Origin of the sequence: Acinetobacter sp. NIPH 1852 (assembly GCF_022549455.1) — a bacterium.
Lineage (GTDB): Bacteria > Pseudomonadota > Gammaproteobacteria > Pseudomonadales > Moraxellaceae > Acinetobacter.
Genome location: NZ_JAKZGG010000001.1, coordinates 98,198 through 114,731, shown reverse-complemented (window position 1 = coordinate 114,731; position 16,534 = coordinate 98,198). Strand labels below are relative to the sequence as shown.

General features: G+C 39.6%; 15 protein-coding genes. 11 read left to right on the top strand and 4 right to left on the bottom strand.

Features of this window, described 5'->3' with window-relative positions:
• The first annotated feature begins 24 nt into the window (after nucleotides 1–24).
• From MMO38_RS00625 to MMO38_RS00615, 3 genes are all read left to right on the top strand, one after another.
• Nucleotides 25–1,827 (top strand): acyl-CoA dehydrogenase C-terminal domain-containing protein, encoded by a 1,803-nt coding sequence (locus MMO38_RS00625; protein WP_241322067.1) that lies wholly within the window; start codon nucleotides 25–27, stop codon nucleotides 1,825–1,827.
• Nucleotides 1,828–1,987: 160 nt separating this feature from the next.
• Entirely contained in the window at nucleotides 1,988–3,769 is a 1,782-nt protein-coding gene (locus MMO38_RS00620; protein WP_241322065.1) for an acyl-CoA dehydrogenase C-terminal domain-containing protein, read from the top strand.
• A 127-nt stretch (nucleotides 3,770–3,896) separates the two neighbouring features.
• Nucleotides 3,897–4,394, top strand: coding sequence for a phosphate-starvation-inducible PsiE family protein (locus MMO38_RS00615; RefSeq protein WP_241322064.1), 498 nt, complete (start codon nucleotides 3,897–3,899; stop codon nucleotides 4,392–4,394).
• Nucleotides 4,395–4,433: 39 nt separating this feature from the next.
• Here the strand turns inward: MMO38_RS00615 and MMO38_RS00610 are convergent, their stop codons facing one another.
• Nucleotides 4,434–4,799, bottom strand: a complete 366-nt coding sequence (locus tag MMO38_RS00610; protein ID WP_241322062.1) for an RcnB family protein — start codon at nucleotides 4,797–4,799, stop codon at nucleotides 4,434–4,436.
• Nucleotides 4,800–4,951: 152 nt separating this feature from the next.
• Nucleotides 4,952–5,443: an RcnB family protein gene (locus MMO38_RS00605; RefSeq protein ID WP_241322061.1), complete on the bottom strand. Its 492-nt coding sequence runs from the start codon at nucleotides 5,441–5,443 to the stop codon at nucleotides 4,952–4,954.
• Between the two features lie 169 nt (nucleotides 5,444–5,612).
• Between MMO38_RS00605 and MMO38_RS00600 the strand changes: the two genes are divergently transcribed.
• The 4 genes from MMO38_RS00600 (at nucleotide 5,613) to MMO38_RS00585 (ending at nucleotide 8,818) form a co-directional block, all read left to right on the top strand.
• Complete coding sequence (locus tag MMO38_RS00600) at nucleotides 5,613–6,059, top strand: hypothetical protein (RefSeq protein WP_241322060.1); 447 nt, start codon at nucleotides 5,613–5,615, stop codon at nucleotides 6,057–6,059.
• 280 nt (nucleotides 6,060–6,339) lie between these two features.
• Entirely contained in the window at nucleotides 6,340–6,516 is a 177-nt protein-coding gene (locus MMO38_RS00595; protein WP_241322059.1) for a hypothetical protein, read from the top strand.
• A 67-nt stretch (nucleotides 6,517–6,583) separates the two neighbouring features.
• Nucleotides 6,584–7,450, top strand: a complete 867-nt coding sequence (locus MMO38_RS00590) for an HEXXH motif-containing putative peptide modification protein (RefSeq protein ID WP_241322058.1) — start codon at nucleotides 6,584–6,586, stop codon at nucleotides 7,448–7,450.
• Between the two features lie 15 nt (nucleotides 7,451–7,465).
• On the top strand, nucleotides 7,466–8,818 hold the full coding sequence (locus tag MMO38_RS00585; protein ID WP_241322056.1) for a hypothetical protein: 1,353 nt from the start codon (nucleotides 7,466–7,468) through the stop codon (nucleotides 8,816–8,818).
• 30 nt (nucleotides 8,819–8,848) lie between these two features.
• Here MMO38_RS00585 and MMO38_RS00580 read toward each other — a convergent pair whose 3' ends face one another.
• Together MMO38_RS00580 and znuD are read right to left on the bottom strand one after the other, a co-directional pair.
• Nucleotides 8,849–10,312, bottom strand: coding sequence for a phospholipase D family protein (locus tag MMO38_RS00580; RefSeq protein WP_241322055.1), 1,464 nt, complete (start codon nucleotides 10,310–10,312; stop codon nucleotides 8,849–8,851).
• 117 nt (nucleotides 10,313–10,429) lie between these two features.
• Complete coding sequence (gene znuD / locus MMO38_RS00575; protein WP_241322053.1) at nucleotides 10,430–12,502, bottom strand: zinc piracy TonB-dependent receptor ZnuD; 2,073 nt, start codon at nucleotides 12,500–12,502, stop codon at nucleotides 10,430–10,432.
• A gap of 135 nt (nucleotides 12,503–12,637) precedes the next feature.
• Here znuD and MMO38_RS00570 point away from each other — a divergent pair, with 135 nt between their 5' ends.
• The 4 genes from MMO38_RS00570 (at nucleotide 12,638) to MMO38_RS00555 (ending at nucleotide 16,521) form a co-directional block, all read left to right on the top strand.
• Complete coding sequence (locus tag MMO38_RS00570) at nucleotides 12,638–13,405, top strand: DUF4184 family protein (RefSeq protein ID WP_241322051.1); 768 nt, start codon at nucleotides 12,638–12,640, stop codon at nucleotides 13,403–13,405.
• Between the two features lie 127 nt (nucleotides 13,406–13,532).
• On the top strand, nucleotides 13,533–15,311 hold the full coding sequence (aspS, locus tag MMO38_RS00565) for an aspartate--tRNA ligase (RefSeq protein WP_241322050.1): 1,779 nt from the start codon (nucleotides 13,533–13,535) through the stop codon (nucleotides 15,309–15,311).
• 107 nt (nucleotides 15,312–15,418) lie between these two features.
• Entirely contained in the window at nucleotides 15,419–15,640 is a 222-nt protein-coding gene (locus tag MMO38_RS00560; RefSeq protein WP_004669570.1) for a hypothetical protein, read from the top strand.
• Nucleotides 15,641–15,645: 5 nt separating this feature from the next.
• Nucleotides 15,646–16,521 carry a lysophospholipid acyltransferase family protein gene (locus tag MMO38_RS00555; RefSeq protein ID WP_241322048.1) on the top strand — a complete coding sequence of 292 codons (876 nt, stop codon included), beginning with the start codon at nucleotides 15,646–15,648 and terminating at the stop codon, nucleotides 16,519–16,521.
• Nucleotides 16,522–16,534 lie beyond the last annotated feature (13 nt).

The window sequence follows — 16,534 nt, the reverse complement described above, 5'->3', positions numbered from 1 at the left end:
TTAACCAGTATTGAGGAACCCGCTATGCCACAATACAAAGCACCCTTACGTGATATGCAGTTCGTATTGCACGAATTATTAAATGCTGAAGCACATTACGCGAAACTTCCTGCATTTCAAGACACAGTAAGCCGTGAATTGGTTGATCAATATCTAGAAGCAGCGGCTGATTTCTGTGAGAATGAACTTTCTCCTATTAACCAAACAGGCGACCGCGAAGGTTGTACTTGGAATGATGGTGTTGTTACTACACCGACTGGCTTTAAAGAAGCGTATCAAAAATATATCGAACTTGGCTTCCCTTCTCTTTCTGCAGATGAAGAATTTGGCGGTCAAGCATTGCCGAACTCTTTAGGGATTTCTATCTCTGAAATGGTGGGTACAGCGAACTGGTCTTGGGGTATGTACCCAGGTCTTTCTCATGGTGCTGTTCGTACAATTGAACACCATGGTTCTGATGAGCAAAAAGCGACTTATATGCCAAACCTTGTATCAGGTGTTTGGACAGGTACAATGTGCTTAACAGAATCTCATGCTGGTTCAGACTTAGGTATTATTCGTACTAAAGCAGAACCAAATGATGATGGTAGCTATGCAATTTCTGGCGAGAAAATCTTTATCTCTGCTGGTGAACATGACATGGCGGATAACATCATCCATATCGTTCTTGCACGTTTACCAGGTGCACCTAAAGGCACGAAAGGGATTTCACTCTTCATCGTACCTAAGTTCCTTGTAAATGCTGACGGTTCAGTTGGCGAGCGTAACGCTGTACGTTGTGGTTCTATCGAACACAAAATGGGTATCCATGGTAACGCAACTTGCGTGATCAACTTTGATCAAGCAAAAGGTTACTTGATTGGACCTGAAAACCGCGGCCTAAACTGCATGTTCACCTTCATGAACACTGCACGTATTGGTACGGCAGTTCAAGGTCTTGCTGCATCTGAAGGCTCTTTCCAAGGTGCTTTAGCATATGCGAAAGATCGTTTAGCAATGCGTTCACTTTCAGGTCCGAAAGCACCTGAAAAAGACGCTGATCCAATTATTGTTCATCCTGCTGTTCGTAACATGCTTTTAACGCAAAAAGCATTTGCTGAAGGTGGTCGCGCACTTGTTTACTTATTGGCTCAATATGCAGATATCGTTGAAAAAGGCGAAACTGAAGAAGAGCGTAAGTTTGCTGACAACATCTTGTCTTTATTAACGCCAATTGCTAAAGCATTCTTAACTGAAACTGGTTCTGAATCTGCGAAGCACGGCGTACAAGTCTTTGGTGGTCACGGCTTCATTTCTGAACACGGTATGGAACAAATCGTACGTGATACACGTATCGCTTGCTTATACGAAGGTACAACTGAGATTCAAGCACTTGACTTGTTAGGTCGTAAAGTATTGCAAACTCAAGGTGCAATGCTGAAAGACTTCACCAAGATCATCCATAAATTTGTTGAAGCAAACAAAGACAATGCTGCGATGCAAGAATTTGTTGCACCATTAGCTGCTGCAAACAAAGAATGGGGCGACATCACCATGCAAATCGGTATGCGTGCGATGCAAAACCCTGATGAAGTTGGTGCAGCTGCGGTTGACTACTTATACTTCGCTGGTTATGTAACACTTGCTTACTTATGGGCACGTATGGCACTTGTTGCTCAAGAGAAATTGGCTGAAGGTACAACCGAAGTTGACTTCTACAATGCGAAAATCACGACAGCTCGCTTCTACTTCAAGAAGATCTTGCCACGCGTTCGTTCTCACGTAGATGTACTTTCAACTGGTGTTGAGCCATTGTTTGAACTCGATGCGGAACACTTCGCGTTCTAATCATAGATTAGAATGGGATGCAACGTTCATCACAAAAAAAGGACTGGTCAGTTTTGACCGTCCTTTTTTTGTTTAATCAGTGCTAAATTTATAGCATTGATTTATTTCTTCGTTTTATTTGATCACTTTGCACATAAGTTGTGCGTATAAGGGAACGATTATGCCAGTTTACAACGCGCCTTTAGCAGACATGAAATTCATCTTAAATGATGTATTTAAAGCAGAACAATTTTGGCAGTCTAATGAGAAACTTGCTCATGTAGATGCTGCAACCGCTGAAGCAATTTTAGAAGAAATGGCTAAATTTGCTCAAAACGTCACTCACCCGCTTAATCGCACAGGTGATGAAGAAGGCGCGCGTTGGGAAAATGGTGAAGTATTCACACCTACAGGCTTTAAAGAAGCTTTCCGTCAATACGCTGAAGGCGGTTGGATTGGTTTAGGTGCTGAAGAAGAATGGGGCGGTCAAGCAATGCCGAAAATGCTGACTGTACTTTCTGATGAGATGTTATTTGCAACCAACCCTTCATTCATGCTCTACCCACTGCTTTCTGTGGGTGCCGGTATGGCGTTAAACAGCTATGCATCGCAAACGCAAAAAGAAACTTATTTACCGAAGATCTATTCTGGTGAATGGTCAGGCACCATGTGCTTAACTGAACCACATGCAGGTACTGATTTAGGCATTATCAAAACTAAAGCTGAGCGTAACGAAGACGGTACTTATAACATTACGGGTACTAAAATCTTCATCACTGGCGGTGATAACGATTTAGCAGAAAACATTATTCACCTCGTGCTTGCAAAAACCCCTGATGCCCCTGCTGGCTCACGCGGTATTTCTTTATTCATCGTACCAAAGTACCTTGTAAATGAAGATGGTTCTTTAGGCGGACGCAACCCAGTTGGTCCAGGCTCTATCGAACACAAAATGGGGATCAAAGCATCTGCAACGTGTGTCATGAACTTTGATGGTGCCAAAGGTTACCTCGTTGGTAAAGAAAACGAAGGTCTTGCAGCGATGTTCGTAATGATGAACTACGAACGTTTATCGATGGGTATCCAAGGTCTTGGTGCTTCTGAATTTGCCTATCAAAATGCAGCACAATATGCGACTGACCGTTTACAAGGTCGCAGCGCTGCCGGTGCTCAATCACCAAACAAACCTGCTGACAGCATCTTAGTACATGGTGATGTTCGTCGTATGCTACTCAACGTACGTGCTAACAATGAAGCTTCTCGTGCATTTGCGGTCTATGTCGGCCAACAACTCGATATCACCAAGTTCTCGACTGATCCTGAAGCAGTAAAGCAAGCCAACAACCGTGTTGCATTGTTAACGCCAATCGCAAAAGCATACCTGACGGATACCGCATTCCAAGCGACTTTAGATGCACAGATGGTCTTTGGTGGTCACGGTTATATTCGTGAATGGGGTATGGAACAATGTATTCGTGATCTTCGTATTGCTCAAATCTACGAAGGTACCAATGGCGTTCAATCACAAGATTTAATTGGTCGTAAAACCATTAAATGTGGTGGTGCTTTCATCGCAGAATACATCACTGAAATCCGTGACTTTGCGAATACCTTAGATGCTGATTTAAACTTCATTAAAGATGCAACCTTAGATGCTGCAACTGAAATCGAAGCAGTTACCCAGTTCATTATTGAACAAGCGGCTGAAAATGTAGACTTCCCGAATGCTGCTGCAGTTGATTACTTGCATGCGGTTGGCTTACTCAGCTTTGCTTATATGTTCGCTAAGATTGCTGCGGCGGCTAAAGACAAGTCTGGTGATTTCTACCAAAACAAACTTGCCTTAGCGCAATACTTTGTAACGCGTATCTTGCCTGAGTTAGATTCACGCATTAAGAAAGTTGAAGCAGGTTCTGACTTACTGATGAACTTCAGTGAAGATTACTTCACCAATCAAGCTTAATTTTTACTAAGCTAATCAAAACTGCCTAAATCATTTGGTTTAGGCAGTTTTTTTATATCCGCTTTTCATAAAAGCAGCACAGAACTTGCATAACATTCTTATCATTATGCTGAGAGTGGTTATTGCTATGCCGAACTCAAAAGATAAACTTGCAAGCTATCACCGCTTATTCGATCGTCTAGGCCACTACGCGGTAGAGGCTTTTCATTATACTGCGCTGTTTATTATCGGCTGTATGATTGCTTGGTCAGCAGTGCATACCATCATCGAAATGCTGACGGTTAAACAATACGCAACGATTGACGATATCCTACTGCTGTTTATTTATCTTGAACTCGGTGCCATGGTCGGTATCTATTTCAAAACCAATCACATGCCTGTGCGCTTTCTGATTTATATCGCCATTACTGCACTGACTCGCCTTCTAATTGCCGATATTCAACATAATCATAAAGCATCCATGGATTTAGTGATCATTACTGGTTCCATTTTTATCTTGGCTGGCGCTATCTTGGTAGTGCGTTTTGCATCATGGCATTATCCTTCTGTACTTCGCGGTAAAGATCAAGAACAAGCTTTAGCTGCCAACAAAACACCAAAACCACAAGATGATGAACTGGCATAAAAAAAGCAGGCAAATGCCTGCTTGGATTTTTGACCATACTTATGCAACACGATACACACGGTATTTGGAATCGACTAGTACATAGCGACCTTGTACTTGCATCCACTTATAACCACGCGGTGGTTGATACAGGCGATGCTGGCGATAGTTTGATACGACATAACGGCTACTGCGGAACTGTGATGGTAAACGCTCTCCACGTTTAAAGGTAATGCGTTGACCATAATGATGCCCCTTGTTGGCATTTGACCAATGTGGCGGGTTACGATGGTCTTGGCGGTGATCATAGCGTTGATCGTAACGATCTTTATGCTCGTTTTTCCAACGATTTGATGAGTCCGCCATCGCAGATGCTGACATGCCTAGCATAAGGGCTGAAACAACCAATACCAATGTCTTTTTCATTCTTTGATCCTCTGTGTTTTGATCTGAACTCAGATTAAAAGAAACTCAAGGAGAAACCATGAATAAAACAAAGGACATTGCAAAGCTTTGTAATGATATCCAAGAAATTGTGGAGAGCTATCACCTGAGCAGATCTCCAACACTTCTATTCATTACCGAATAATCTCAATGGTAAAGTTATCATTGGTGACCAGAAAATAACGACCATCAACCATCACCCAGTGTCGTCCTTTTGGTGGTTCGCGCAATGAATAATATCCCCAATCCCGAACCACATAACGCTCACTACGAAACTCACTCGGCAAGGCATTGCCAACTACGAAAGACTCTCGACTATAGCGGTACTCAGTTTGAGTATCTGGATAATACTCTATCCGTACTCGCGGCTGTGGATAGTGAGGATAAGGATGGTTGTTTTGGTAAGGCTGATAGTAATATCCTTTCGGCGGTGCTGTAGGGGTATAGCGCTGATTTGAAAATGCAAATGGGTCTTGCGCAGGCGCTTGATAAGCCGGCGAAGTTTGATGGTGTGAACGACGCTCTACCCCACTATAACCACCCCAAGCATTGTCGGCATACAGCAATATAGGGAAACAGCTGAACACACCAATCAAAGCATAATGATAATATTTAGATTGCAGCATTGCGCTCTCCCCATATTGAGTATTATTGTCTTATTTTAGAACAAAAAAACAGCAGTGACTGTTACCTTTCTATACTTTTTAACGCAGATTGAGGATGAAATAAGGAGGCCATTTTTAACTCACTTTTAGAATATGCTAGAATCCATTTTTCAGTTTTGAGTCAATAGCTGTGTCGGAAATGAACTTTGATCGTCTCTATCAGTTTTTTTGTCATGTTCCTAGCGTTCAAGAGTCTCGTATTGTTGCGCAAGGCTCAGATGGTCAACATGCGTGGTGGTTTAAATTTAGCATTGATGTACAACATCCACTCGCTTGGCAAACGGTTCAAGAACTGGGGCATGTACTGAATTATTTATCCACCAATGAACGTTTACCGACACAATTCTTCCCAGTCTCTCCCCCACCGTATATGAATGGCGAGCCAAAAGACTTTTTGGCTTGGGTAATTCAATGCAATCATCCTGAGTTTAATCCAGACGTGATTTGTGATTGGTTAGAAGCGCGTTTACCCAATCCAGTAGACGAAGTAAGACAATGGAAAATTCAAACAGACCTAAGTGAATTAGAGCAACTTGCAGATAAAGATTTAGATGAGTTAGCGCCACCACTTTCTTAGCGTATGTTTTACAATATTATTGCAATCTCCCAAATTAATCATAGAAACAAAAGTAATCCCTCACAAAGAGGAAACTATCTCAATGAATTGACTTCTTTTTTATAGTTTTTTTCACCTATTCACCTCTCCACCCCAAAAATAAAATAATAAATATCAAATATTTATTAAAAAATAAAATAAACCACCACACTAAATACAAATGATATTGATTATTATTACTTTTTTCATTATCATAAAAATACTCAATATTGAGTAAATCTTAAATAATAGGAAAAATCTAATGCTAAAAAACCAAGCAAATATCGACAAACAAATTTCAAACCTTGTCAATCAAATCTCTAAAAATGAAATACAACATATCAGAATTCAAGCTTGTGGTGGACCAATGCTTCCTGCTTGTAACGGTGGAGGAGGTGGTCCTCGTTTACAAATGATTGCATATGATGATATGGCTTAATTAATTACAAAGGGCTTTAACTTTAAAGTTAAAGCCTTAAAAAACATAATAAATTAAGAGAGAAGTTATGATTTTACAATCCAGCCTTAATGAGCAACTGAACAACATTATTTATACAGTAATTAAAAGATCTGATCTAAATATTGAAAATATCAACAATACTGATATGCTAAAAAAAATATATCACAAGTATTTATATTTAAAGCAAAATAGATCTATAGATTTTAGCAAAAATATCAGGGTTATTATAGAAAATGAAATTACAATGAAGCTTAAAGAGCAATTTGATGGTCTTGGTGAAAGTGATTTAGATGATCTAAATCAGAAAAATGTAATAATTCCTATTGAAGATCATTTATTAAAAGAGAAGAAGATAAAAATAGAAAATGCAATTGAAAAGTTAAGAGAAATTTCAGAAGACCATTATGCTTTACTCAACATACTAATTACAGATATATTTATTATGCCCTCAAATATTGCCTCAGGTGGTTCATCTTCTGAATGTATCGGCTTAGTTTGGGCAAATCCAAAAATTTCTCATCCAACTATAGATATAGTCGAGTTTCTTATTCATGAAATGACCCACAATTGCATGTTTATTGATGAGCATAATCACCTACACTACAATTACGAGAAAATATTACTCAAAGAAAATTGGGCAATGTCTGCAATTTTAAAAAAACCTAGACCAATCGATAAGGTGTTACACAGCATTATTGTCTCAACTGAAATCCTTTTATTAAGAGATAAAATTATAGGTCATCCAAACAAACCAAAAGTCCACCCACCAACAAAACTACTCAAAGAGCAAACTATTATATCCATAAATTCTTTAGAAAATATTTTTCTTAAAAATGAGAATATCAACAACTTAATTACAAGTAGAGCAATTGATTTATTAAATAATTCTAAATCCATACTAATTAATATTTAATAATGGAAAAAATCTATGATTAGAGATACTTCAAAACTTATATTTCTTGATAAATTTTCAGCTATAACATTCTTTTTAATTATAATCCACCAAGCTATTATTGCTCTATCCATCTATTTCTTGACTCAACTTATCAATCACTTTCAAGCACAAGAACCTATTTATAGTGATTTAATCCTTTATCTATTTTGTATGTTATTCCCCTACTTACCAGGACTTCTCTCCTACGTTTGCTTGCAAAAATGGATGAATTCAGTTCATAAAAGATATATAGAAAAGCTAATAAGCTTAGATATATATACCCCTATAAAACTTGATGCACATGATAAAAAGGAAGTAATAGATTCAATCTCATCAAGAAATTCTTTCTCCACTATTAATTCATATCTATACTTCATTCACGATTTCGCTACACTACTACTAAATAGTATATTTAGCTTATTAGTTATTAGTTATCTACTTCCAAAGGAATTATCTCTAGGTTACATAGCAAGTGTAGTATTAAGCTTTATAATCATATTAATCACACACAAAAAAATATACCACTTATCAAAAAAATCAGAGATAAGTTTTATTGAATATGGATCAACCCTATTAAAGCTATGGGATAACTTTAGCTTAAAAAACAAGATAAACAAGGATTTATGGCTAAAAGAATTCAATCCAATATCGAACAATTACTATAACTCCGCACTAAGATTACAAGCAACAAAACAACTTATAAACTTAATTATTGCTTGCGCTGCTTTACTACCAACATCTTATTTAATCCTACAGTTAATTATTAACCAACAGACTCAGGGTATTGTAATCGCAGCTATTATTGTTAACATGACTCGTATATTTACTATTCTAAGCTCATTAAACTCGTTACTACATGCCTGTATAGAGTTCCCATCTCTTCATGCACGCCTATCTGTTCTTTTTTCATTTAAAGACTTCTCCCCCCCCAAAATACAAAAAGACAAAAAGACAAAAATAAATCAAATAGAAATCAATAACTATGATAACTTCTTATTAAAAATTAAAGTGGAAAATTCTGGAAGGTTCACAATAACTGGAGCAAATGGGTCTGGAAAATCGACACTATTGGCTTATATAAAAGACAGACTTCCAAATGACTCTGTTTTAATCCCGACATCAAATCATAATATTCTATGGGGAGAGCATATGAATGAGTTATCAACAGGGCAAAAAATGCTTTTCATCTTAAATAAAATAAGGAATATAGATGAAAAAATTATCCTTCTAGATGAGTGGGATGCAAATCTTGACGAAGGTAACACACGCACTATCAATAATTTACTCGATGAAATCAGTACATCTAAAATAATCATAGAAATTAGACATAAAACAATCAGCCTATAACTAAAAAAAGAGGCAATATGCCTCTTTTCTCTAAAAAGTCGATAACCCTGACCATTCCATAAAGCGATACAGCCAATATTTCGATTTCGAATCATCAGCATACTTTTTATAGTCAAGCGTCACTTGACGACCATTGGCATTGTTCCAAGAAGAATCAAAATACTGTCCAGCATCCTTAAACACAGACGCTTGAGCTGAACCAATCACACGCATATTGGTTTCAAGATTATAGTTTTTCAGATTGCGTGCCGTTAGGTTTGCAGAACCTAATATCAACTCAGCTTGTTGGGGATTGTATTTCAACAGCATTTTACTGTGGCATTGCTCACCATGCGTATCACACCAGCGAATTGGAATACCAACTGCATTGAGTTCAGAAGCCACTTGTCGATTTGGCATACCATTTTTTTGACGACCAAATGCATCTTTATTCGGATCAAGCACCATACGGATGCGGACACCACGCTGTTTCGCTTGCTTTAATGCTGAAATAATCTTCCGTTCAGACAAATAGAACATCGCGATATCCAAATGTTCATCTTGTTTAGCGGTGTTTATCATTTCCAATACTGCATCATAAATTGCTTTTTCAGTCAGCACCTGAACTTGGGGCAAGCTTTTATCTTCCGTTAGCTCACCCATGATCACAATTGGGCTGCCCCCTTGCGACATTTGCGCAACCGCCTGTTCAGTTTGCAGCATATCAATTGCTGTAGCACCATCGACCACCAAAGCGACATTGCTATGATGCGAACTTCCATCATGTGGATTCGCCGAAGTCACTAGACTTTTCCAACCTGCCTCAGTATCCACTACCAAGGTTTTACGGTGATTGGCTTTAAAATTAAACAATGCGAGATAACTGCGCAGCGTGATTTTCTGCTCACCAAATGGATTTTTAAGCCAGCCTTTTTCAGGATTATTGCCGACATCTTGACAACAGATATACCAAAACCCCGACCACAGCGGATTCGATGCACGTAATGGTTTTAAATCGGTTTCAATGACTTCAATGTGAGCTTGACGGAGTTGTTCATAATGCTTTGGAGCAAGACCACCGTACACTGAATTAATGGGATCAGTAATCACCACAATTTGTATCAATGGATTTTCATGGCGCTTGGCAATCAAGGCGTCAGTCAACTGTTGCATCAATGGAATCTGCTTGATTTTGGATGCGCCAACTTCTTGATTAAAAAGAAACATATCCAAAACAATGGTGCTTCTGGCATCTTCAATCAACTGAAACACTGCTTTAAAAATCTGCTGATCAACTTGCTGCTGACCCTGAGCATCTAGATAGGTCTGATCAGCTAAGAACTTCACATTGGCATGCCGTAGTTGACCAGTAAAATCCAATCCTTTCGGAAGTGGTTTTACGGTATGGTAAATTGCAGAAGCAAGATACCCAATCACCAAAATACTCAATATGACTGCCATGTAACGCCGACCTGACCAGTTTAATTTTTGATGGATTCGTTGGAAGATACGCATATAAACAGAAAAAGCCCTAGCCTAATGAGTTAAGGCTAGAGCTTATGCTTTGATTTTTCAATGCTAATTTGGTGATCGTTTATAAAATCAAAGTTTTATAATCAATTTTACTTAAGCTTAGAAGCTAAAGTTCACACCTACAGTAAAGTTACGCCCAACTTGTGGAATCGTCGATAAGAATGAAGCATGTTGATACACCTTTTCATCCAAAACGTTATTGGCATTTAGGAAGACACGATAATCCCCAGCATTACTATATTGACCTGAATACGCCACACCAAGATTCAACATATTATAACTTTGGGTATCTGTTTCATATGCTGCAATCTTATTTTGCTGGAATACATGATAGTACTCAGCCAAACCGCTGTATCCATCACCAAAATCAGCTTTTACTTTAGTTCCGACACGACCAGCGGGTACACGTGGTGCATTTTCATTGTCGATCTTGCCGCGTACATAGTCGCCGAATAAGCTGACTTTATAGATTGGTGAGATTTGATAGCCTGCTTCAGCTTCTGCACCGTAGAAACGCGCTTTATCTTGCGTATATTCAACCAAACGGAAATCTTCGTAACGATCTAAAGTTTGTGCAAAGATGTAGTCATCAAACCAGTTATGGTAGACGTGTACATGGTAATCAAACTTGTTATTGTCATAATGGAAACCAAGTTCTAGATTGTTTGATTTTTCTTTCTTCAACTGATCATTACCCAATTCATAGGTATTGGTCGCAAAGTGTTTGCCATTTGCGTACAACTCTTGTGCCATTGGCAAACGTTGTTGATGAGAGGCAACAAAAGACAGCTTGTAATCTGGGGCAAATTCCCAGTTGGCTGCACCAGAGAATGAATAAGCTGAGCCATCAAAATCTTTCTTACTTGAATCATCAATATCAATCTTTTGTTTATCCGCACGTGCTGCAAGTTCAACATGAACATCATTGAATTGTGCATGTTCTAAAGCAAATACACTCCATTTCTTGGTGGTATTTGGTGCCAAGAACGCTTCTTCGCCTGTTAATGTGAGTTTTTGCTGACTGTATTGCGTTCCAATCACCCCTTCCCATGCACCGAGCGGATTATGAACCAGCTCAAAACGCCCATCATAACCTTTATTTTTAAATCGGGTTGTGATGGTATCTTCTTCAAGTTCATCATGGCGATAGTCGGTATAGCTTGCTTGCGCACGCATCTTTTTAAAGCCTGCAAATGGGTCGTCTAATTCTGTACGGAAGTCATAACGCTCAGACTTTAGGTCAATCCATGGTCCGCCATGTGCATGTTCGTGGTCGTGGTCGTGGTCGTGGTCATCATGACCGCCATGTCCATGATCATGATCGCCACAATGTAAGTGAGGTCGTCCCGTTAGGTGCGCATCACAACTTTCATATTCATGGCTGTGTCCAGGCAAACCATATTTATCTTGACGGTTACTATATGAAATACCAGTAAAACCACGATCATAGATCCAAGACAAACCGACATTTACCGTTTGACCTTCCGCAAAAGTATTGTCGACTCGACGTTCCTTTTCGCCCTCATGGAAGTAATTAGGAGCGATATAATCATTTGCTTCGCGCTTGAGTCCTTCAACACGCAAGGCAACTTGGTCACCTATACCGACAGTTACACCAGCACTTGCTAGTTTTTCATCACTGCCCGTGTTGAAACGTAGACCCACATTGCCTTCATAACCCTTTTCTGGCATTTGGGTTGGGATTTTGTTGTCCGTTACATTGACCAAACCACCGACAGTACCAGCGCCAAATAATAATGTTGATGGCCCGCGAATCACTTCAACCTGCGAAGCCAATGCTGGATCGACAGTCACAGCATGGTCAGGTGAAAGGGTTGAAACGTCAATATTTTCAGAGGAGTTTTGCAACACTTTAACACGTGCACCGTCTTGTCCACGAATCACAGGACGGCTTGAACCAGCACCAAACTGGTTAGAATAAATACCAACTTCGTTGGCTAATGCATCCCCAATGGTAACTGCACCTTGCGCTAAAGTTTTTTGATCAACCACCGTATCTGCAACCGCAAAGTCCTGTGAAGTTTGCTCAAGCGGATGCGCTTTAATTCGTATTGTTTCTAATGTTTTAACTTGCTCATTTTCTGCTGCAAATGATGAAACTGATGCAGCAGCTAATATAGATAAAGTCAGAATACTTTTTGAAAATGACATACCGTGTCTCGGATCAGCTCAAATATTAATTGTTATACTATAACATTTCACTTAATTTGCAATAAAAAACATAGCTGAAAAAAACATTTGCTACACTGTCGCTCCATGATTTTAAAAAACTCGTTTTCTAACGATATGCCTTTTACCCTGTCTCATGCAGTTCTTGCGCCACCATTATCAAAAATCAGTAAAGGTCATTTGCCCATCGCAGCTTTAGCGATCGGCTGTATGACACCAGATCTTTATCGTTTATTTACACAAGGAAATATTGCACTGACCCACCAATGGAGCGGCATTTTATTTCCAAATCTTCCAATTGGCCTATTCTTTTGCATCCTGTGGTATTTACTTTATCGTCCAGTGATCTACCGTCTGTTCGCGATCCAAGATCCTTTACATATCCACTCATTTGACCGTTTTATTGCCTTTAGTTTGATGAGTTGTTTTGCGGTTATCGTGGGAACTGCAACACATCTGATTTGGGATGGACTCACCCATTTAGATTTCCGTACTTTTGCATTTAAAACAATGCTTGCTCAGCAAATCTCATTGTTTGGCTTTAACTATCCATTACATTTCGTTTTACAGATTGGTTCATCCATTATTGCACTGCCCTTTATTTTTTGGATGTGTCTGAGCTATTTCCAAAAACATAAACAAGACACGATTATTCCAAAAGAGTTTAAAGTTTTTGTATGGAGCAGCTTGATCATTTCAAGCATTGGCGGACTGTTATCACTTTGGGATTATAATCGTCATATCGCATCCGAGATTTGGATGAAAGAGCCTTACTTTTTCATTGGTAAATCAATCAATGAATTTACTCAAACAGGACTAACGATCTTCACACTGTCTTGCTTATTATTGTTATTTTTCGATCGAAAATCACCTCAGCATTTGTGAAGTGCCAATAAACCCGCTTAAGACTTGAGACAATCCGCTCAACAAGGCATAATCTCCCTCTTCATTGGTGCTGCGCTGTTTACGCATTCACCTTTACAGCCAATATAGTTTGGATAAATAATTCAATATGATGCGCACTCATTACTGTGGCTCTTTAACTGAAGCCCAAATCGATCAAACCGTAACTTTATGTGGTTGGGTTCATCGTCGCCGTGACCATGGCGGTGTGATTTTCCTTGATATGCGCGACCGCGATGGTCTCGTGCAAGTGGTCATTGATCCAGATACCCCAGAAGCTTTTGCAACTGCGGATAAAGCACGTTCAGAATTTGTTTTAAAAATTACTGGTCGCGTTCGTCGCCGCTATGAAGGCACTGAAAATGCCAATATGGTGAGTGGTCAAATTGAAGTTTTAGGCAAAGATATTGAAGTACTTGCTGCTTCAGAAACGCCGCCTTTCCCTTTGAATGATGAAAATACCAATATTTCTGAAGAAATTCGTTTGAAATATCGTTTCTTGGATATTCGTCGTCCAGAAATGTTAGACCGTCTGCGTTTCCGTTCTAAATTAACCAACTTAATTCGTAATTATTTCGAAGACAATGGTTTCTTGGACGTTGAGACACCGATTCTCACTCGTGCAACACCAGAAGGTGCGCGTGACTACCTCGTTCCTAGCCGTGTTTCAAATGGTAGCTTTTACGCTCTGCCACAATCACCACAATTGTTTAAACAATTACTGATGGTCGGTGGTATTGATCGTTACTACCAAATCGCTAAATGCTTCCGTGATGAAGACTTGCGTGCTGATCGCCAGCCTGAATTTACCCAAATCGACGTTGAAACATCGTTCATGAGTGACGATGACATCATGGATTTGATGGAAGTCTTAACAGTGAAGATGTTCGATGAACTTCTTGGTGTTAAATTCGATAAATTCCAACGTATGACTTATGCGGATGCAATGCGTGATTATGCATCTGACAAACCTGATATGCGTATTCCGTTGAAACTCATCGATGTTGCTGATCTGATGCAAGAAGTTGAGTTCAAAGTGTTCGCGGGGCCTGCTAAAGACCCTAAAGGTCGTATCGTTGCTTTACGTGTTCCAGGCGCAGCATCATTACCCCGTAGTGCGATTGATGAATATACCAAATTCGTCGGCATCTACGGCGCGAAAGGTTTGGCATATATCAAAGTCAATGAATTGGCAAAAGGTATTGAAGGTCTTCAATCTCCGATCGTTAAATTCATCGAGCCAATCGTACTTGAACTGTTAGAACGTGTCGGCGCTCAAGATGGCGATATCGTATTCTTTGGTGCAGATAAAGCGAAAGTCGTCAATGACGCGATGGGCGCTCTTCGTGTCAAAATCGGTCATGACTTGAATCTTTCCACTTGTGAGTGGGCTCCACTTTGGGTTGTAGACTTCCCAATGTTTGAAGAAACGGATGATGGTAAATGGACCTCGGTTCACCACCCATTCACACTACCAAAATCAAGTGTTGAAGAAGTGAAGAACAACCCAGGTGCTGCACTTTCGGTTGCTTACGACATGGTGCTCAACGGTACTGAAGTCGGTGGTGGTTCATTGCGTATTTATAACTTAGAAATGCAAAAAGCGATCTTTGAAGCTTTAGGTATTTCTGATGAAGAAGCAGAAGAAAAATTCAGCTTCTTGCTTAATGCATTACGTTATGGCGCACCTCCACATGGCGGTTTAGCATTTGGTTTAGATCGTCTGGTGATGTTAATGACAGGCGCATCTTCGATTCGTGATGTGATTGCATTCCCGAAAACCAAAACGGCTGAATGTCCATTGACTCAAGCACCTGCACCAGTTGAAGCAAATCAATTGCGTGATTTGGGTATTCGTTTACGCGAACAACAAAAGAAAGAAGCTTAATCATTTAAGCAAAGCAAAGGCGCTGTTTTCAGCGCCTTTTTTTGTAAATTGAGATTGATTCTCTTTAATGGCATAATAAACTAGTTTTTTATTGAAGGTATCTGCCCATGGCCATGCGTCCAGATGTGCGTCGACACACAATTGTCCTTATTGTGTTTTCACTTGCGCAATGGTTTCTTATGCGTTACATCTTGTCGAATGAACTCTTCAATATGACCACCTATCAACGAATTTTATATTTTTGCGTCAGCAGTCTAGCAGGTGCATTAGTGATTTTTGCCGCACTGATTTACATGGTGCTCAAAGGCAATGCAGATAAAAAAGACTAATTCAAATGTCCTTTTATAGCGCACTGCTTCGTCTTTTACCTTTGCCATTTTTGCGTAGTATTGCAAAAGTGGCAGCGTATTTGATCAATCAAAATCCCAACAAAAGCATGTTGTGGAAAACACGAATCAATCTAGGTTTAGCTTATCCTGAATTAACTCCTGAACAACAAGAACAACTGGCTCGAGAAAGTGTGGTCAAACAATGTCTAAGCTATATCGAATCAGGAAAATGTTGGGCTATGTCGCCCGAATGGAGCATCCAACAAATCCAGAAAGTTCATCAATTAGATGTCTTAACAGATGCCTTAAAAGACCCTAAAGGCGCATTGATCATTACACCGCATCTCGGAACTTGGGAAATGATGAATGCGTGGGTTAATCAGTATGGTATGCCAACCATTATGTATAAACCGATGAAAGATAGTGGCTTTAATTCCTTTGCTTTACATGCTCGCCAGAGGCTCAATGCAACACTTGTTCCTACTGATGCCAATGGTGTAAAGGCGCTGTTTAAAAATCTCAAACAAGGTGGCTTTAGCGTGATTCTGCCTGATCATGTGCCTCAGCCTTCAGGTGGTGTCGTGGTTCCGTTTTTCGGTATCCCGTGTTTGACCAGTACCCTTGCCAGCAAAATGGCACAAAAAACTCAATGTCGTTTAGTTGGATTAAGCTGCTTCCGTCGTGAAGATGGCGAAGGTTTTGAGGTGTATTGTGATGATCTAAATGATCCTCAACTTTATGATCGAGATATCGAGATTGCAACGACAGCATTGAATAAAGCAGTTGAACAGATGATCAACCGTTTTCCTAGTGAATATATGTGGGGATATAAACGGTTTAAGGGTGGTAAAGGTTCTGAGGACCTCTATAAAAAGAGCTGATTACTTAAAACCC